Consider the following 16,148-nt stretch of genomic DNA (forward strand, 5'->3'; position numbering starts at 1 on the left):
GTGGTGGGGGCCGCACGACCCGGTCCGGGCGCCCGCGCGTGCGGACGCCCGGACCGGGGTGGGTGCAGCCGGATCGATGCTGCGGTTGATGGCGCTACTCCGGCTTGTCGACGACGACCTTCGCGGCCCGCAGCAGCGTCTCGCCGATGTAGTAGCCACTCTCGACGACGTCCGCCACGGTGTCCACTTGGACCTCGGGGTTCGGCTTCTGGAAGATCGCCTCGTGCACCTGCGGGTCGAAGGCGTCGCCCACGGCGCCGACCTTCACCAGCCCGATGCGCTCCACGTTCGTCCGCAGCTTGGCGACGATCGCGGTGAGCGGTCCGCCCTCCGCGAGGTCGCCGTGCTTCTCGGCGCGGTCGAGGTCGTCGAGCACCGGGAGGATGCCCTTCACCACGTCGCCGACCGCGCGCTGGCGCTCGATCTCGCGGTTGGCCTCGGTGCGCTTGCGGTAGTTGGCGTACTCGGCGGTGACGCGCTTCAGGTCCGCGAGGTGCTCGGAGTCGCCCTCGACGGGCTCCGCCCGGGTCTGCTCGATGAGGTCCTGGAGCTCCTCGTCCATGGCGTCGGTCGTCTCGACGTCGGGGCCCTCGGCCTCGACGAACGCGCCGTCCACGCCGGGGACGGAGGCCGCGTCGGCCGCCTGATCCGCCGTGGCGTCAGACCCGGCCGGGGCCGCGGGGGCCGACTGCTCGGCCCCCTCGTCCTCGGGCGTGGCGTCCTCGGGCACGCGGCCCTCGCCGTTCGCGGTGTCCTCGGTCATCGGTCGGTCTTCTTGTCCTGCTCGTCCTCGTCCACGACCTCGGCGTCGACGATGTCCTCGTCGTCCTTCTTCGCCTCGGGCGCGCCCTCCGGGGTCTGGCCCGCGGCCTGCTCCTGCTGGCCCTGCGCGTAGATGGCCTCGCCGAGCTTGGTCTGGCTCGCGGAGAGCTTGTCGAACGCGGTCTTGACCGCGGCCTCGTCGTCGCCCGCGAGGGCGCTCTTCAGGCCGTCGACGTCGCCCTGGACCTCGGACTTGACGTCCTCGGGGAGCTTGTCGTCGTTCTCCTTGATGAGCTTGTCGATCGAGTAGGCGAGCTGCTCCGCGTTGTTGCGGACCTCGGCCTGCTCGCGGCGCGTCTTGTCCTCCGCCGCGTGCTCCTCGGCCTCGCGCACCATGCGCTCGATGTCCTCCTTCGCGAGCGAGGATCCGCCCGTGATGGTCATCGACTGCTCCTTGCCGGTGCCCTTGTCCTTGGCGGACACGTGCACGATGCCGTTGGCGTCGATGTCGAAGGTGACCTCGACCTGCGGGATCCCGCGCGGGGCCGGCGCGATGCCGGTGAGCTCGAAGGTGCCGAGGTTCTTGTTGTCGCGGGTGAACTCGCGCTCGCCCTGGAAGACCTGGATCGCCACGGACGGCTGGTTGTCGTCGGCCGTGGTGAAGGTCTCGCTGCGCTTGGTCGGGATGGCCGTGTTGCGCTCGATGAGCTTGGTCATGATGCCGCCCTTGGTCTCGATGCCGAGGCTCAGGGGGGTGACGTCGATGAGGAGGACGTCCTTGCGCTCGCCCTTCAGCACGCCGGCCTGGAGCGCGGCGCCGACGGCGACGACCTCGTCCGGGTTGACGCCCTTGTTGGGCTCCTTGCCGCCCGTGAGCTTCTTCACGAGGTCGACGACGGCGGGCATGCGGGTGGATCCGCCGACGAGGACCACGTGGGCCACGTCGCCGACCGAGACGCCCGCCTCGCGGATGACGTCCTCGAAGGGCTTGCGGGTGCGCTCGAGCAGGTCGTTCGTGAGCTCCTCGAACTTGGCGCGGGTGAGCGTCTCGTCGAGGTTGGCCGGGCCGTTCTCCGTGAGGGAGAGGTAGGGCAGCTGGATGCTCGTGCTGGTGGAGGAGCTGAGCTCCTTCTTCGCCTGCTCCGCGGCCTCCTTGAGGCGCTGCTTGGCGATCTTGTCGTTCGAGACGTCGACGCCCGTCGACTCCTTGAAGCGCTTGACGAGGTGGTCGACGATGCGCTGGTCCCAGTCGTCGCCGCCGAGGCGGTTGTCGCCCGCGGTGGAGCGGACCTGGATGGTGCTGAAGTCGTCGTCCTTGCCCACCTCGAGGAGGGAGACGTCGAACGTGCCGCCGCCGAGGTCGAAGACGAGGATGAGCTCGTCCTCCTTGCCCCGGTCGAGGCCGTAGGCGAGGGCCGCCGCGGTGGGCTCGTTGATGATGCGGAGCACGTTGAGGCCCGCGATCTCGCCGGCCTCCTTCGTGGCCTGGCGCTCGGCGTCGTTGAAGTACGCGGGGACGGTGATGACCGCGTCGGTCACCGAATCGCCCAGGTACTGCTCGGCGTCGCGCTTGAGCTTGCCGAGGATGCGGGCGGACAGCTCCTGCGACGTGTACTTCTTGTCGTCGATGCCGACGGTCCAGTCGGTGCCCATGTGGCGCTTGACCGACGAGATGGTGCGGTCGACGTTGGTGACGTTCTGGCGCTTGGCGGTCTCGCCCACCAGCACCTCGCCGTCCTTGGTGAACGCGACGACGGACGGCGTGGTGCGCGCGCCCTCGGCGTTGGCGATGACGGTGGGCTCCCCGCCCTCCAGGACCGAGACCACCGAGTTGGTGGTACCCAGGTCGATTCCTACTGCACGAGCCATGGGGTGTTCTCCTTCTGTTGCCGCGGCGCCCGGATCACGGGGTCGCTTCGTGGGTGACGCGGGTGTCCCGCGGAGTCTCGCTCGCGGTGCCGCTTCGTCAGCGGCGTGCTACTTGAGCCGCGATGACTCAACTCTACCGGAGCCCCGGCCGGCGTCAAGTCGGATCCGCCGAACCTGAGCGCAGGCGGCTCAACTCCCAGGAGGGGGCGGATCAGGTCACGTTCGCATCACGGACCCATCGAGTTCGGGAGGGGTGCCGAATGCCCTGTCGACTCCAACCGGCGGCCGCTCGGCCGCCCCGACCGAAGGACCCATCATGCGCACCATCTCGAAGTCCCTCCTGGGCCTCACCACCGCCGGCTTCCTCGTCGTCGGCCTCGCCGCCTGCTCCACGCCGCCGCAGTCCGCGGACTCCGGCTCCTCGTCGAAGCCCGCCGCGACCGCGACGACCGAGGCGAACCCGACCGCTCTCGCCACGATCCCGAAGCTCACCGGCGTCGACACCAAGGTCACGCTCGACTCCGGCTTCACCGGCGCCCTCACGACCCTGGGCCTGACCCCCGGCGTCATCGGCACCGCGACCCTCGACGGCGCCACCGGCACCCTCGCGTTCCCCATCACCGGCGGCAACGTGAAGTACTTCGACCCGCAGCAGTCCTACCGCCCCTACGTCCAGGGCGAGATCGACCACTCCGGCTCCGGCATCAGCCTCACCGCCGGCTCGACCGTCGTGAAGCTCACCGACTTCGTCATCGACCCCGGCACCAGCCGCCTCACCGGCTCGGTCCAGGTCGGCGACGGCGAGGTCATGAAGGACGTCTACATCTTCAACCTCGACGGCACGACCCTGAAGCCCCTCGCGATGGAGGGCGACAAGGCCGTCCTCGAGGGCACCACGGTCAAGATCAGCCCCGACGCCGCATCGCTGCTGAACAGCACCTTCAAGACCGACGCCGTCACCGACAAGCTCGTCGTCGGCATCGCCAAGATCACCGTCAACACCAAGTAGCACCCACCCGGGCTCGACCCCGGGAGCACCACCAGGAACGGCCCGGCCCACGACGCCGGGCCGTTCGTCGTGCGCCCGGCGCCCTGCGCGCGGCGCCCCGCCGCCCGGCCGCCGCGCGCAGGGAAGCCCCCTCGCATGCGCGGCGAGGGGGCCCCTGCCGGGCGACTCGGGTCCCGGTGCACGGACTTCGGAACGGAGCGGGGATCCGGCGGGGCGGCTGTCCGCCCGCGGCCCGTCCCCTCGCCGGAGGACGCGTGCGCATAACAGGAGAGCCCGATCAGCGTGCCATCCATGCACATCGGAGCTTCCCAGCCACCACCCCCATCGTGGATGCATGAGCATTCAACGAACTCCCGTGTCCCTGCTCGCGCGCGGCACCGCCGCGCTCGCTGGCGTCGTCGTCCTCGCCGGCTGCCAGGCTGCCGGATCCACCGCGGCCTCCGCCGACACCCCCACCGATGCCACCCCCGTCGTCGCCACCGCTCCCGCGGGATCCGGCGGCACCACGGCCGATCGCGCCGACTCCGACACGGAGGACGCCAACGCGGACGCCGTCTCGAAGCTGATCGCGGCCGCGTTCCCCGATCCGACCAGCGAGGCCGCTCAGTCCGCGGTCGTCGCGGCCGTGGCCCCCGACGCCACCTCGCACGGCTCGAAGGCGGGCCCCGGCGGCCTGCTCGACGAGTTCGTGCAGGCGCACGCCCGGGTGCCCGGCGCGAAGGCCGTCGTCAAGCACATCGGCGCCGACGGCGACCTCGTGGCCGTGCACTGGCAGATCACCGCGAACCCGGACGACGAGCGCACCGGCGAGGCCGCCATCGACCTGTTCCGCCTCGCCGGCGGCAAGGTCACCGAGCACTGGGCGTTCGACCAGCCGGTCCCGCAGGGCAAGCCCGCGAGCGGCAACACGAACACCATGTTCAGCGACCTCTACAAGGGCAAGGGCGGCAGCGCCGAGCCCACCGAGCAGCAGGAGGAGGCGAACCGGCAGCTGGCCGTGGGCGCCTACGACACCCTCTTCAAGGACCACGACCCGAGCGTGCTCGACCGCTCGTTCGACCCGGCGTACCTCCAGCACAACACCGTCGCGGCGAACGGCACGGCGGCGCTGAAGGCGTTCTTCTCCGGCGGCGCGCAGTTCCCGGCGCAGCAGTCGGTGGTCTCGATCTCCGACGGCGACCTGGTCTGGACCTTCTCGCAGACGGTCGGCGCGAAGGCGGACGACCCCTACCTGGCGGCGGATGTCTTCCGGGTGGACGACGGCCTCATCCGCGAGCACTGGGACGTCGTGCCCGCGAGCTGATCCGACGCACGACACGAGGAGGGGCGGCCCGACGGCCGCCCCTCCTCTCGCGTCCCGGGGGGTCAGCGCCCGGCGTCGTAGTGGGCCTTGACCTGCGTGGCCGTGAGCGCCGTCTTGTAGAGCGCGGCGAAGCGCATGCTGCCCGTGAAGTAGCCGCTGCCCGGGTTCGGCCAGCCCGACGTGTTGTCGTAGCCGATCCGCCAGTAGCCGGTGTTGCTCTCCGGGGCGGTGAACGCCGTGTTGCCGGCGACGCGCTGGCCGTCGAGGTAGAGCGTCATGCCCGTGCTCGGCGACATGGTCGACACCACGTGGTGCCAGGTGCCGTCGGCGACGTTGCCCGGGCTCGTGAGCGTCTGGTAGCCGTTGTTGTAGGTGCCGAAGACGAGCTGGCCGGTCGTGGAGACGTAGGTGTGGCGGTCGTACGCCGACGAGGATCCCGACGGGGAGTTGCCGAAGCCGATGAGCTTGCCGGCCTTCACCGACGTCGTGAACCAGACCTCGGTGCTGAAGGTCGCGGGGCCCTGCTGCATGAGGGAGTTGGTGAGCTGGCTCGTGGATCCGTTCAGCGTGTAGGCGCCGCCCGTGTCCCGTGAGCAGGCGATCGGGGAGCCCGACGTGCTGACCATGCTGCCGCGGTAGGTGCCCGGGTAGGTGCCGGCCGCCGCGTCGACGGCGCGCGTGGATCCGCTCGCCTCGTTCAGCGGGTACGCGAAGACGGCGTTGGCCCGGTCGGCCGCGAACGCGCTCGAGCAGGTGAAGAACGCGGCGGACGACGCGGCGGTGTTGTTCGTGTTGGCGATCGCGGCGGTGTAGGCGCCGTTGGTGCCGGGTGCGAGCAGCAGCACCGCACCGAGGGCGGCGGCGGCGAGCGACGCGGTGATCCCGGCGAGGCGCGGGGCGCGACGGGGCCGGAGGCGGGCGTCCGCGGCGGAGGCGGCACGGCCGAGGAGGCGGGCGACGACGCTCATGCGCGGCGCTCCTCCTCCGTCGGGAGGCCGACGACCAGCGTCCAGAGGAGGGGGACGGCGCAGAGGGCGAAGAAGACGACCCAGCCCCAGAGCGGCAGGTCGAGCGTGGACGAGATGTCGTGGAACGTGCCGGCCTCGCCCGCGGGGGCGGTGATCGTGCTGACCGCGCCGGAGACGACGGAGGTGGCGGAGCCGCCCTCGGCCGCGACCCGGATGGGCAGCAGGCCGGTGTTGACGATGGTGGCGCGGACGTCGGAGCCGGCGGTCGCGGCGTCGAGCACGACGAGGCCGACGAACGGCTTCAGCAGGAAGACGGTGAAGGCGGCCACGAGGGATCCGCCGAGCATGCGCATCGAGGCGCGGTGCGTGGGCGAGGAGATGAGGCGGGTGAGGATCATCACGATCACGAGGCCGGCGAGCATCAGCGGCAGGCCCTTCGCGAGCCAGCCGAAGCCGGGGAGGATCGTCGTGGCCTCGCCGATGAGGTGCTCCTGGTCGGTCTTCCACGGGTCCACGGCGCCGTTGATGTCGCCCTGGGTGGTGAGGCCGTCGGCGCCGACCGCGATGACGCGGTGCGTGTAGGTCTCGTCGGGCGCGGTGGAGGGGTGGAAGCTCACGACGTCGCCGGGCTCCACGTCCTCGACGAGGACCGGGGTGGTGAGCAGCAGCGTGCCGACGGGGGCCGTGGTGCCCATGGAGGGCGTCTGCACGACGAACCAGCGGCCGCCGGAGGCCTGGAAGAGGAGCGTCGCGGCGACCAGCAGGGTGAGGAGGACGGTGGCCGTCCACATCACGACGGTGCGGCGGCGGGTGCGCGCGGCCCGGCGGGCGGCGCCGCGCGCGGGGAGGGCGGAGGAGGCGGGGTCGAGGTCCGCCTCCTCCACGATGGGGTCCCGCTCGACGAGGGCCGGCTCGGTGGCGGCGGGCTCGAGGCGGGCGGGCTGGACGGGCGCCGGCTCGAGGAGGTCGAGTTCGACGGGCGCCAGCTCGAGGAGGTCCAGCTCGAGGAGGTCGAGCTCGAGGGCGTCGAGCGCGGAGACGGTCGTGGCAAGGGGAGCGGGGGCGGTCGCGGGAGCGGGGGCGGTCGCGCGGTCCTGGATGTCGGTCATGGGGCACCTCCCGGGTCAGGGGCTCATGGGGATGGGGCGCGCTGGGGATGCGCGGAAGGGCGGGGCCGCCGTGGCGGCCCCGCCGGGTCGAGCCGGTGCTAGCTGGCGAAGGTCCAGGTGAGGGGAAGCGAGGCGCCGAGGCCCTGGTGCGTGTTGCCGGCGGAGGAGTCGAGCGTGACGGCGAACGTGAAGTCGGTGCTGCCGTTCGCGGCGAGGGCGGTCAGCGTCTTGGCGGAGGAGCCGGCGAGGGTCGCGGCGGTGCCGGAGAAGACGGGCGCGGAGGTGCCGGCGGCCGTGATCACGACGTTGAGCTTGGAGCAGAAGTCGGTGGCGGAGCCGTTGACGGTGCCGTTCTTGGTCTGGGTGCACGCGGCGCCCGGGGTCAGCGTGAAGGTGGAGGCCTTCGAGGTGCCGACGTTCTTGATGCTCACGACGCTCGTGACCGTCTGGCCGGGGACCATCGTGGTCGAGCCGCCGAACTTGTTGATGGTGGAGCAGGTGGCGGCGTTGGAGTCGACGCCGGTCGCCGCGCTCGTGCTGAGGCAGGTGACGGTGGGGGCGCCGTTGGCGCCGGCCTGCGACTCCTGCATGACGAGCGAGCCGGAGGCCGCCGTGTTGGTGTCGTTCGTGATGGAGGCGACGAAGCCCGACAGCGTGCCGGACATCGAGACGGAGAGGAGGACGGCGGCGGCGACGCCGGTCGCGATGGCGAGGGGGGCGAAGCGGACGCGCTTGATCTTGGCGGCGGGGGCGATGTGGTTCGACATGTTCGTGGCTCCTGGGTTCGGAAGGGGTGAGGGGCTGGGTGAGCCCCGGGCTGAAGATCGTTGACTCGCTTTAACTCGAATGTACAGCTACTTGGATTCCGTGCAATCCCCCCACTGCGGGGGACATCCCCTTCGCGGAGCGGATGCCCCCCCTCCGTCGCGTTACAGTCGCTGGACCGCTCGGATCCGCCCGGATCCCCGACTCAGGGACACCGCCCATGACCCCGGAGAGAACCGCTCCGCGCCGCCGCGACGCCGCGGCCGTGGACGCGCTCGCGAACGCGCTGCACATGGTCGAGACGGCGCAGCGGCAGCTGCGCACGCGCATCGCCCAGGACGTGGGCATGAACACCACCGACCTGACCGTGATCAGCCTGGTCGGCGACCTCGGCCGCATCACGCCGAAGCTGCTCGCCGCCGAGATCTCCATGGGCACGGGCGCGGTGACCGCCGTGATCGACCGGCTGGTGGTGGCGGGGCTCCTCGGCCGCGTGCCCAATCCGCGGGACCGGCGCAGCGTCTTCCTCGAGCTCACCGACACCGGCCGCGCCCAGCTCGCACGCGTGACGGCCGACTACCGCGCCGCCGCCGAGGTGGCGCTGCGGGCGTCGCCGGGGCTCGGATCCGAGGAGACCGCGGAGGACATCGCGCGCGCGGCGATCGCGATGACGGCGCACACGATGGACGGGCCGGACGCGGCGGGGACCGCGTGAGCGCGGGGCAGGAGCCGGGGCCGGCGTCGTCGCCGGGCGAGGGCTGCCAGGTCGTGCTCGTGGACGGCAGCGGGCGCATCCTCCTGCAGCTGCGCGACGACATCCCGACCATCCCCTTCCCCGGCATGTGGGCGCTGCCCGGCGGGATGCTCGAGCCGCCCGAGACGCCGCTCGCGTGCATCGTGCGGGAGGTCGAGGAGGAGCTGGGCGCGCGGATCCCGGTCGCCGAGGTCACTCACCTGATGACGCGGACGCGGTCGTACGGCGTCGAGCACACGTTCACGGCCAGGCTCCACGTGCCGGCGGAGGAGATCGCGCTCACCGAGGGGCAGCGCGTGGCGTGGTTCCCCGTCGACGAGGCGATCGGGCTGGGGCTCGCCTACGAGGACGCGGACGTGCTGCGGGAGGTCGCGGGGCTGCTGCCGCGCGGGTGAGGGCGGCGATCGTCGCGGCTCGCGGTCGACGCGTGCGGCGGGTCGCCGGTCAGGCGCCGGCGGCCCGGTCCGCGTCGAGGATCCCGCGGAGGTGCGCGGCGTCGGCCCGGTAGAGCACGGCCTCGTCGCGGAGGTGCGGCTTGCCGAGCTCGTCGGCTTTGGCGAGCGACATCTCAGCGAGGTCATGGAGGCGCAGCATGGCGACGCGGATCACGTCGGTCCAGGTCGCGTCGGATCCGTACGCGTCGAGGAGCAGGGCCACCCGGCGGCGCGCGTCGTCCATGGCGGGCGCGCCCGCCGGGGTGGATCCGGTGAGCGGCACCGCGCGCGTCGCGAGGTACGCGATGTCCCAGATGCGCGGGCCGGGCGAGCACATGTCGACGTCGATCACGCCGATGAGGCGGCCGTCGGCGAAGACCAGGTTGTGCGGCGCGAAGTCGTTGTGGCAGATGACCTCGCTCGGCACCTTGACCTCCGACTGCCAGACGGCGCCGCCGAGGAAGAAGCCGACGCTCGCGTCGTGCAGCTCGCGGAGGCGGCGGCCGGCCTGGACGAGCACGTCGTCGGACCAGATCCAGTCGGGCAGCGGGTAGACGGGCACGACGCCGTCGAGGAAGGTGAGCCGCTCGCGGCCGCCCTCGACGCCGAGCGGCTCGGGGATCCCTTCGACGCCCGCGAGCGCGAGGTGCCGCAGGTAGCGGTGCACGGTCGGGGTCCAGGGGCCGGCGTCGCGGAGCACGGTGTCGCCCTCGCGCTCGACGCGGTTCATGTTGCCGCCTTCGAGGGGTCCGTCCATCGGGCCAGCGTAGGGCGGGCCGGGCGGCGGCACGACCCCGGCGGGACACGCGCACGGGCTAGGTTGCGAGCATGAGCACCACCGCGCCCGCCGCCGTCGCCGGACCCGACCCCGCCGCCCCTCCCCGCCGACGCGTCGCCGCGTGGGCGCTCTGGGACTGGGGATCCGCGGCCTTCAACGCGGTCGTCACCACCTTCGTGTTCAGCACGTACCTCGCCAGCAGCCTGTTCGTGGATCCCGCGATCGTGGCCGCCGCGGGCGACGACGACCGGAACCCGGCGCTCGTCGCGGCGAAGGCCGACACGTCCGGCGTGATCTCGCTGGCGCTGACCCTGGCGGGCCTCCTCATCGCGGTGCTCGCGCCCGTGCTCGGGCAGCGCTCCGACGGATCCGGGCGCCGACGCCTCTGGCTCGGGATCAACACGGGCATCGTCGTGCTCGCGATGCTCGGCATGGTGTTCGTGGAGCCGGTGCCGTCGTACCTGTGGCTCGGCGCCGTGCTGCTCGCCACCGGGAACGTGTTCTTCGAGTTCGCGAGCGTGAACTACAACGCGATGCTCGTGCAGGTGAGCACGCCGCGCACCGTCGGCCGCGTGTCCGGCCTCGGCTGGGGCATGGGCTACGTGGGCGGCATCGTGCTGCTCGCGCTCCTGCTCGGCCTCTTCCTCTTCGACTTCGGGACGCCCGGCGCATCCGGCCTCCTCGGCCTGCCGTCGGGCGAGGCGGGCGGCGCGCTCGACGTGCGCGTCGCCATCCTCGTGGCGGCGATCTGGTGCGCCGTGTTCTCGATCCCGGTGCTCGTGGGCGTGCCCGAGATCCCGGCGGCGCCGGGGCGCAAGCGGCAGGGCATCCTCGCGTCGTACGGCACGCTGTTCCGCCGGATCGCCGAGCTGTACCGGGAGTCGCCGCGCGTGCTCGTGTTCCTGCTCGCGAGCGCGGTGTTCCGCGACGGGCTCGCGGCGGTGTTCACGTTCGGGGCGATCATCGCGGCCCAGGTCTTCGGCTTCTCGACCACCGAGGTGCTGCTGTTCGGCGTCGCGGCCAACGTCGTGGCCGGCATCGGCACGTTCGCGGCCGGCTGGTTCGACGACCGATTCGGCGCGAAGCCCGTCATCGTGGTCTCGCTCGTCTGCCTCATCGTCGGCGGATCCGCGGTGCTCGCCGTCGGCGACGCGAAGGCCGGCTTCTGGGCGACCGGCCTAATCCTCTGCCTGTTCGTGGGGCCGGTGCAGTCGTCGAGCCGCACGTTCCTCGCGCGCATCTCCCCCGCCGGCCGCGAGGGCGAGATGTTCGGCCTCTACACGACCACCGGCCGCGCGGTCTCGTTCCTCGCGCCCGGCCTGTTCGGCATCGCGGTGGCGATCACGGGCGACACGCGCTTCGGGATCATCGGCATCGTGATCGTGCTGCTCGCGGGGCTGCTGCTGATGCTGCGGGTGCGCGGGGCGGATGCGCGGGTGGGCTGATGCCGCCACGGATCAGGCGAGCCCCCTGCCGGCCGCCTTCACGTCCGCTGCCGACCTCTGGGAATTCATCTGACTCGTCCTTAGGACGTAACGGAGGAGTGCCGGCCCTGCTTCAGCATCGGGCCGTACTTCAGCTCGACGAACATGACGATCAATGAGTCGAGATGGCCTCGTGGGCTTCGGCGCGATACACCATGATCGTTGAAGGTTCCTTCAGATCCAGCACCGTTGGCCGCGTGCAGTATCGTCGCACGGACAAAGCGCATCGGGAGGAGCTCATATGAAGCGCTACATCGTCGCGTCCGCCGTCATCACTGCGTCAGTCATGGCCATGTCATCATGCACGACCACCGATCCCGGACCCGTGGACACTGTGCCCTCGCCACAAAGTCTCATGCGCACCCTCGACGGATCCCTCAAGGAAAAGAGCGGGGAGTCCTATGGCGGCCTTGCCGGAAGCGGAGGGGGACCGCAGTCGTCCTCTGTCGAAATAGCGGGGGACCGAAGCGGACTCGCCGTCTATGCCATGTGTATCGGCGCTGCAGGCGAGGCAACGGTGAAGATAGCCGACGAGTCCGCCGTGAAAATGAAATGTGACTCAAGCTCCGGCGTGCAGGTCCTAGCCGATAATGTGCCGCTGAAGGGAGTGCGCCTCACCGTGGCTGTGGAAGGTGCGCCGACTGGTTCGACGTGGGCGATCGCAGCCGGCGCACCCAATCTCGACTAGCCGGCCTGGACCCGGCAATCGATGCCAGTGGGCAGGAACGCAGTCCCACTAGTGCCGTTATAGGTGAAGATCACGAAAGTGCCCTGTAGGTACGCGTTGTACAGCTGCCCCTGTCCGAGCGTGGGCGATGTGCAGGACACGCCCAAGGTGACCGACTCCGAGTACGAGCCGCCGAGGTTGGCGTTGAGCACCTCGAAGCTGATCCCCGCTCCCCCGCTGATGGTAGCTGTCGCTGTGACGGATCGATCCAGCGTGCAAGTCGCTCCGGGATTCCGGCAGGACGAGATGACCTGCGGCATCCTTGTCCCCGGCTGAATGCTCGTCGCCTCGAACCCGGCCGCTGTGATGTTAGCCCGCTCGGCTGCAGCGATGGATACGTCTCTGGAGTCGGATGCGAACTCGGTCGCGGTCGATGCATGCCGCAAGACCTCTTGTGAGAATTCAAGCGGCCTCGCGTCCGCCGGAGTTCGCTCCGCCGCTATGGCAGGCGCCGCTAGGCCCATGACTGAAGATATCGCGAACATTGTCGCGATGATCGCCTTTTTCATCTTTCACACTCCTTGATCGACATCGGTTATTCGATTCATCCGCGCAGGGGCGAGCGCGTCGTGGTTCATCTGTCGATTAACTCTCACACCCAGCCCTGGACGCACACGAGTCGGCCTAACCGAGACGAAGGGCGCTACCGGCCTGTGATTGCGCCCCATCAGGTGTATTGTCAGACGATTTACCTCATGACTGGCGTAGCCCCCCCACTGAGTGCAGACAGCCCAAGCGTCCAGCAAGTTCACCTGGCTGTAGAACTTGCGTGATGTGCAAGTCAGCACTTATGTGGACAGGTCCATCGCTGCTTCCGGAGAGGCGAGTGGTGCGATACCGAGGCCCTGATAGCGGACGAGCGCGCCTCCGACTCGGACAGGCACGAGAGGCACATCACTCTCTAGAGGTGCACCCGCACGCACCTGCCGTCCACGCGGGGGCAGCACCTGACAAGACACGAACCCACTTACGCGTGTGCGCTCAGTCCTTCCTCACCCGTGCGCGGCACGACAAGCAGGACGCTCCGGCGTGAGGCAATCCGCCTGAACCCCTATCGGACGGGGTTCCAGCTTCGGTCGACCTCCGCCTGGACTCGATCCCACTGCGACGCCGTCCCCGCGCGCCGCCAAACCGCCTGCGGTCTTGCCCGAGGGACTTCGTAGCGCGTCGTTCTTCAGCCGCAGCTCAGTCGAGCGACCCGCCGCCCACCTTCACGTCGGTCGCGTTCGCGAGCGTCGCGCGGACGACCGCGGTGAGCGCCGTCGCGAGCTGGTCCATGCGCATGTAGGGGCGGTCGGTGCCGATCGCCTCCTCCGTGGAGTACGGGATGTGGACGAAGCCGCCGCGGGTGCCGGGCCGGTCGCGCAGCTCGTGCATCAGCAGGTAGAAGACGTGGTTGCACGTGTAGGTGCCGGCGGTCTGCGAGACGACCGCGGGGATCCCCTTCGTGCGCACGGCCGCGACCGCCGCCTTGATCGGCAGGGTGCTGAAGTACGCAGCCGGGCCGCCGTCGACGACCGGCTCGTCGACGGGCTGGAAGCCCGTGTTGTCGGGGATGCGGGCGTCGTCGACGTTGATCGCGATGCGCTCCACCTCGAGCGTCTCGATGCCGCCGGCGAGGCCCACGGAGATCACGACGTCCGGATCCACCTCGGCGAGCGCCGCCCGCAGCGCGTCGTCCACCTTCGCGAAGTCGACCGGCAGCTGGCGCACCTGGATCTCGGCGTCGCCGTCCCAGCGGTCGCGCACCTCCTGCACGGCCGTCCACGACGGGTTGCTGGTGTCGCCGTCGAAGGGCTCGAATCCGGTGAGGAGGACGGTGGTCATGCGGGGGCTCCTGACGGATCGGCGGAGGAAGGGCGGGATCCACGCTACGCCCCGGGCCGACCGGAGGCCGATCCACCGTGGGACCGATCCCGGCCGCTAGCTTCGGGACATGATCTCCAACTCCGGCGCCGGGATCGGCATCGTCCTCTACGTCCTCGTGATCCTCGCCCTCGTGGTGCTGTCGATCGTCGCGACCGTCGTGCTCATCCGGCTCGCGCTCGTGGCGCGGCGGACGCTCCTCGTCACGACCTCGCTGCAGGAGGCCCGGCTCGAGCTCATCCGCGAGCAGACCGCGCGGCTCCAGGCCGACGACGACGGCGACGCCGACGGGAACGGCGGGCCGTACGCGCCCGGGTCCGGTCCCGTGGGCCCGGCGGTCTGAGCGTGGGCGGCGACAGCATCCTGATGCCGACCGCGTACGACGTCTTCGGGTCGGGCGTGCTGCTCGTGTTCGTCGCGCTGCTCGTGCTCGTGGCGGTGGCGCTCATCGTGATCATCCGGGTCGCGCTCGCCGGCCGGCGCACGCTCGCCGCGACCGCCGCGCTCGGCGAGGCGCGCCTCGAGCTGGCGCGCGAGCGGACGGCGCGGCTGCGCGCGGGGCTGCCGGACGCGCCGGGTGCCGGGGGCGGCGATCCCGCGGCCTGACCGGCGCCGCGACCGGCCTACGCCTGCGAGGGCTGCCCGTTGCTCGCCGTGGTGCCGCCGTCGACGGGCAGGATCGCGCCCGTGATGAACGAGGCGTCGTCGCTCGCGAGGAACGCGATCGCCGCCGCCACCTCGTCGGCCTCGCCGCCGCGGCCGAGGGAGATGCGCTTGGCGAACTCGGCCTTCAGCTCCTCGTCGTCCTCCTTGCCGGCGACCAGCTCGGTCCAGATGAGGCCCGGCGCGACCGCGTTCACGCGCACGCCGTCGACGCCGTGGTCGAGCGCGGCGGCGCGCGTGAAGTTGCTCACGCCGCCCTTCGCGGCGTTGTACGCGCTCATGTGGTGGTCCGCCGCCATGCCCGACACCGAGGAGACGTTGACGATGGATCCGCGCGTCGCCACCAGGTGCGGGAGCGCCGCGCGGGTGCCGTAGAAGACGCCCGAGAGATCCGTGTCGATGACGCGGTGCCACTCCTCGTCGGTGATGCCCGAGATGGGGCCGGCCTGGAACGTGCCGGCGTTGTTGACGAGCACGTCGAGGCGGCCGTGCGCCTCGAGCGCGGCGGCGACCGCGCGGTCGGCGTCGGCCGAGACGGCGGCGTCCGCGACCAGCGCGGTGGCGCTGCCGTCGGGCAGCGAGTCGGCGACCGCGCGGATCTTGTCCTCGACGCTGTCGGTGATCACGACCTTGGCGCCCTCGGCGACGAAGCGGCGGGCCGTGGCCTCGCCGATGCCCGAACCTGCGCCCGTGATGATGACGACCTTGCCGTCGAAGCGTCCAGCCATGGTGATCCTCCTGAGGGTTCGCGGGGACGACGGGCGACGTCGCCGTGAGGCGCGCGCACCGCCGTCGGGAGCATCCAGCCGACTCCCCGCGGGCGCCTCCGTCAAGGACCGTGGAGGCGATTCCGAGGCGCCGGGCGGCAGGGGCGGACCGACCGGTCGACGCCCCCGCCCGACGCCCCCGCTCGTCCGGCGGCGCAGTGTAGTACGGTCCCCGCGACCCGGGAACCTCGGAGGAAGCGGGCGTTTAGTTGTGTCAGTGCAACTACTATCGCGGATCCTCGAGGGGGCCCTCCTCCCCGACTCCGTGGTCGTGGTGACGTCGAGGGACGACCTGGACGGGGCCCTCGCCGACGACGAGCGGGAGGCCGTCGCGACGGCGCTCCCGGGCCGTCGCGCGGAGTTCGTGACCGGTCGCGTGCTCGCGCGCCAGGCGCTCGCGGCACTGGGCATCCGGGGCGCATCGATCCCCGTCGCGCGGAGCGGAGCGCCGGTGTGGCCGTCCGGGGTCGTCGGCAGCATCACGCACTGCGTCGGGCTCCGCGCGTGCGCCGTGGGGCGACGTGACGAGCACGCCGGGATCGGCATCGACGCGACACCCGCCCGGCGCCTGCCCGGCGGCGTGCTGGCGCGCGTGGCGGATCTCGGCAGCGGGCCCGTCGCCGCGGGTCTCGAGGCGCTCCGCGCGGCCGGTGTCGGGAGCCCGGACAGCGTGCTGTTCGCCGCCGCCGAGGCCGTCGCGAAGGCGCGGACGTCGGCGCACGGCGGCTGGTACGGCATCGACGGCGCGCACGTCGTGCTCCACCCGGACGGCTCCTTCGCGGTCCGCGCACGCCGCGGACCGGCGTTCACCGGGACCGGGCGGTGGACGGTGGCCGACGGCATGGCGCTGGCGGGCATCACGCTCGACGAGAACTGAAGCCGGAGCGCAG

General features: G+C 71.3%; 18 protein-coding genes. 9 read left to right on the top strand and 9 right to left on the bottom strand.

Annotation, left to right across the window (positions count from 1 at the left end):
• Positions 1-94: 94 nt before the first annotated feature.
• Entirely contained in the window at positions 95-763 is a 669-nt protein-coding gene (locus tag PED38_RS08815; protein WP_063072109.1) for a nucleotide exchange factor GrpE, read from the bottom strand.
• Complete coding sequence (gene dnaK, locus PED38_RS08820; RefSeq protein ID WP_063072110.1) at positions 760-2,631, bottom strand: molecular chaperone DnaK; 1,872 nt, start codon at positions 2,629-2,631, stop codon at positions 760-762. Before dnaK ends, PED38_RS08815 begins: the two co-directional genes overlap by 4 nt.
• Positions 2,632-2,947: 316 nt before the next feature.
• On the opposite strand from dnaK, the gene PED38_RS08825 reads away from it, so the two are divergent.
• On the top strand, positions 2,948-3,640 hold the full coding sequence (locus PED38_RS08825; RefSeq protein ID WP_063072111.1) for a hypothetical protein: 693 nt from the start codon (positions 2,948-2,950) through the stop codon (positions 3,638-3,640).
• Between the two features lie 334 nt (positions 3,641-3,974).
• The gene (locus PED38_RS08830) at positions 3,975-4,943 is read left to right on the top strand and encodes a nuclear transport factor 2 family protein (RefSeq protein WP_063070864.1); all 969 of its coding nucleotides are present in this window, start codon (positions 3,975-3,977) and stop codon (positions 4,941-4,943) included.
• Positions 4,944-5,005: 62 nt separating this feature from the next.
• Here PED38_RS08830 and PED38_RS08835 read toward each other — a convergent pair whose 3' ends face one another.
• The 3 genes from PED38_RS08835 to PED38_RS08845 form a co-directional block, all read right to left on the bottom strand.
• Entirely contained in the window at positions 5,006-5,911 is a 906-nt protein-coding gene (locus PED38_RS08835; protein ID WP_270980904.1) for a LamG domain-containing protein, read from the bottom strand.
• On the bottom strand, positions 5,908-7,020 hold the full coding sequence (locus PED38_RS08840) for a S26 family signal peptidase (RefSeq protein WP_270980905.1): 1,113 nt from the start codon (positions 7,018-7,020) through the stop codon (positions 5,908-5,910). Before PED38_RS08840 ends, PED38_RS08835 begins: the two co-directional genes overlap by 4 nt.
• A 98-nt stretch (positions 7,021-7,118) precedes the next feature.
• Positions 7,119-7,787, bottom strand: a complete 669-nt coding sequence (locus PED38_RS08845; protein ID WP_063070866.1) for a hypothetical protein — start codon at positions 7,785-7,787, stop codon at positions 7,119-7,121.
• Positions 7,788-8,005: 218 nt separating this feature from the next.
• Between PED38_RS08845 and PED38_RS08850 the strand changes: the two genes are divergently transcribed.
• The gene (locus tag PED38_RS08850; protein WP_270980906.1) at positions 8,006-8,500 is read left to right on the top strand and encodes a MarR family winged helix-turn-helix transcriptional regulator; all 495 of its coding nucleotides are present in this window, start codon (positions 8,006-8,008) and stop codon (positions 8,498-8,500) included.
• On the top strand, positions 8,497-8,934 hold the full coding sequence (locus PED38_RS08855) for an NUDIX hydrolase (protein ID WP_270980907.1): 438 nt from the start codon (positions 8,497-8,499) through the stop codon (positions 8,932-8,934). The genes PED38_RS08850 and PED38_RS08855 overlap by 4 nt, the downstream gene beginning before the upstream one ends.
• A 49-nt stretch (positions 8,935-8,983) precedes the next feature.
• Here the strand turns inward: PED38_RS08855 and PED38_RS08860 are convergent, their stop codons facing one another.
• Positions 8,984-9,730, bottom strand: a complete 747-nt coding sequence (locus tag PED38_RS08860) for a phosphotransferase (protein WP_270980908.1) — start codon at positions 9,728-9,730, stop codon at positions 8,984-8,986.
• Positions 9,731-9,801: 71 nt separating this feature from the next.
• Between PED38_RS08860 and PED38_RS08865 the strand changes: the two genes are divergently transcribed.
• Positions 9,802-11,196, top strand: a complete 1,395-nt coding sequence (locus PED38_RS08865; RefSeq protein ID WP_270980909.1) for an MFS transporter — start codon at positions 9,802-9,804, stop codon at positions 11,194-11,196.
• A gap of 280 nt (positions 11,197-11,476) precedes the next feature.
• Positions 11,477-11,923 carry a hypothetical protein gene (locus PED38_RS08870; RefSeq protein ID WP_131798099.1) on the top strand — a complete coding sequence of 149 codons (447 nt, stop codon included), beginning with the start codon at positions 11,477-11,479 and terminating at the stop codon, positions 11,921-11,923.
• On the opposite strand, the gene PED38_RS08875 is transcribed toward PED38_RS08870, so the two are convergent.
• Both PED38_RS08875 and pcp read right to left on the bottom strand, forming a co-directional pair.
• The gene (locus PED38_RS08875) at positions 11,920-12,471 is read right to left on the bottom strand and encodes a hypothetical protein (protein WP_270980910.1); all 552 of its coding nucleotides are present in this window, start codon (positions 12,469-12,471) and stop codon (positions 11,920-11,922) included. The genes PED38_RS08870 and PED38_RS08875 overlap by 4 nt on opposite strands.
• 676 nt (positions 12,472-13,147) lie before the next feature.
• On the bottom strand, positions 13,148-13,789 hold the full coding sequence (gene pcp, locus PED38_RS08880; protein WP_270980911.1) for a pyroglutamyl-peptidase I: 642 nt from the start codon (positions 13,787-13,789) through the stop codon (positions 13,148-13,150).
• Between the two features lie 109 nt (positions 13,790-13,898).
• Here pcp and PED38_RS08885 point away from each other — a divergent pair, with 109 nt between their 5' ends.
• Both PED38_RS08885 and PED38_RS08890 read left to right on the top strand, forming a co-directional pair.
• A complete protein-coding gene (locus PED38_RS08885) occupies positions 13,899-14,171 on the top strand; it encodes a hypothetical protein (RefSeq protein ID WP_270980912.1) in 273 nt (90 codons plus the stop codon).
• Positions 14,172-14,194: 23 nt separating this feature from the next.
• Positions 14,195-14,434, top strand: coding sequence for a hypothetical protein (locus PED38_RS08890; RefSeq protein WP_063071027.1), 240 nt, complete (start codon positions 14,195-14,197; stop codon positions 14,432-14,434).
• A 17-nt stretch (positions 14,435-14,451) separates the two neighbouring features.
• Here the strand turns inward: PED38_RS08890 and PED38_RS08895 are convergent, their stop codons facing one another.
• Positions 14,452-15,219 carry an SDR family NAD(P)-dependent oxidoreductase gene (locus PED38_RS08895; protein WP_270980913.1) on the bottom strand — a complete coding sequence of 256 codons (768 nt, stop codon included), beginning with the start codon at positions 15,217-15,219 and terminating at the stop codon, positions 14,452-14,454.
• 256 nt (positions 15,220-15,475) lie between these two features.
• Here PED38_RS08895 and PED38_RS08900 point away from each other — a divergent pair, with 256 nt between their 5' ends.
• The gene (locus PED38_RS08900; protein WP_270980914.1) at positions 15,476-16,135 is read left to right on the top strand and encodes a 4'-phosphopantetheinyl transferase family protein; all 660 of its coding nucleotides are present in this window, start codon (positions 15,476-15,478) and stop codon (positions 16,133-16,135) included.
• Positions 16,136-16,148: the final 13 nt, after the last annotated feature.

Origin of the sequence: Clavibacter sp. CT19 (assembly GCF_027858075.1) — a bacterium.
Classification (GTDB): domain Bacteria; phylum Actinomycetota; class Actinomycetes; order Actinomycetales; family Microbacteriaceae; genus Clavibacter; species Clavibacter tessellarius_A.

Excerpts from the sequence above, each read along its gene's own strand:
- PED38_RS08840 (WP_270980905.1), bottom strand. The coding sequence starts at position 7,020 with ATGACCGACATCCAGGACCGCGCGACCGCCCCCGCTCCCGCGACCGCC.
- PED38_RS08885 (WP_270980912.1), top strand. The coding sequence starts at position 13,899 with ATGATCTCCAACTCCGGCGCCGGGATCGGCATCGTCCTCTACGTCCTC.
- PED38_RS08835 (WP_270980904.1), bottom strand. The coding sequence starts at position 5,911 with ATGAGCGTCGTCGCCCGCCTCCTCGGCCGTGCCGCCTCCGCCGCGGAC.
- PED38_RS08825 (WP_063072111.1), top strand. The coding sequence starts at position 2,948 with ATGCGCACCATCTCGAAGTCCCTCCTGGGCCTCACCACCGCCGGCTTC.
- PED38_RS08830 (WP_063070864.1), top strand. The coding sequence starts at position 3,975 with ATGAGCATTCAACGAACTCCCGTGTCCCTGCTCGCGCGCGGCACCGCC.
- PED38_RS08870 (WP_131798099.1), top strand. The coding sequence starts at position 11,477 with ATGAAGCGCTACATCGTCGCGTCCGCCGTCATCACTGCGTCAGTCATG.
- pcp (WP_270980911.1), bottom strand. The coding sequence starts at position 13,789 with ATGACCACCGTCCTCCTCACCGGATTCGAGCCCTTCGACGGCGACACC.
- PED38_RS08865 (WP_270980909.1), top strand. The coding sequence starts at position 9,802 with ATGAGCACCACCGCGCCCGCCGCCGTCGCCGGACCCGACCCCGCCGCC.
- PED38_RS08845 (WP_063070866.1), bottom strand. The coding sequence starts at position 7,787 with ATGTCGAACCACATCGCCCCCGCCGCCAAGATCAAGCGCGTCCGCTTC.
- PED38_RS08815 (WP_063072109.1), bottom strand. The coding sequence starts at position 763 with ATGACCGAGGACACCGCGAACGGCGAGGGCCGCGTGCCCGAGGACGCC.
- PED38_RS08875 (WP_270980910.1), bottom strand. The coding sequence starts at position 12,471 with ATGAAAAAGGCGATCATCGCGACAATGTTCGCGATATCTTCAGTCATG.
- dnaK (WP_063072110.1), bottom strand. The coding sequence starts at position 2,631 with ATGGCTCGTGCAGTAGGAATCGACCTGGGTACCACCAACTCGGTGGTC.
- PED38_RS08890 (WP_063071027.1), top strand. The coding sequence starts at position 14,195 with ATGCCGACCGCGTACGACGTCTTCGGGTCGGGCGTGCTGCTCGTGTTC.
- PED38_RS08860 (WP_270980908.1), bottom strand. The coding sequence starts at position 9,730 with ATGGACGGACCCCTCGAAGGCGGCAACATGAACCGCGTCGAGCGCGAG.
- PED38_RS08895 (WP_270980913.1), bottom strand. The coding sequence starts at position 15,219 with ATGGCTGGACGCTTCGACGGCAAGGTCGTCATCATCACGGGCGCAGGT.
- PED38_RS08850 (WP_270980906.1), top strand. The coding sequence starts at position 8,006 with ATGACCCCGGAGAGAACCGCTCCGCGCCGCCGCGACGCCGCGGCCGTG.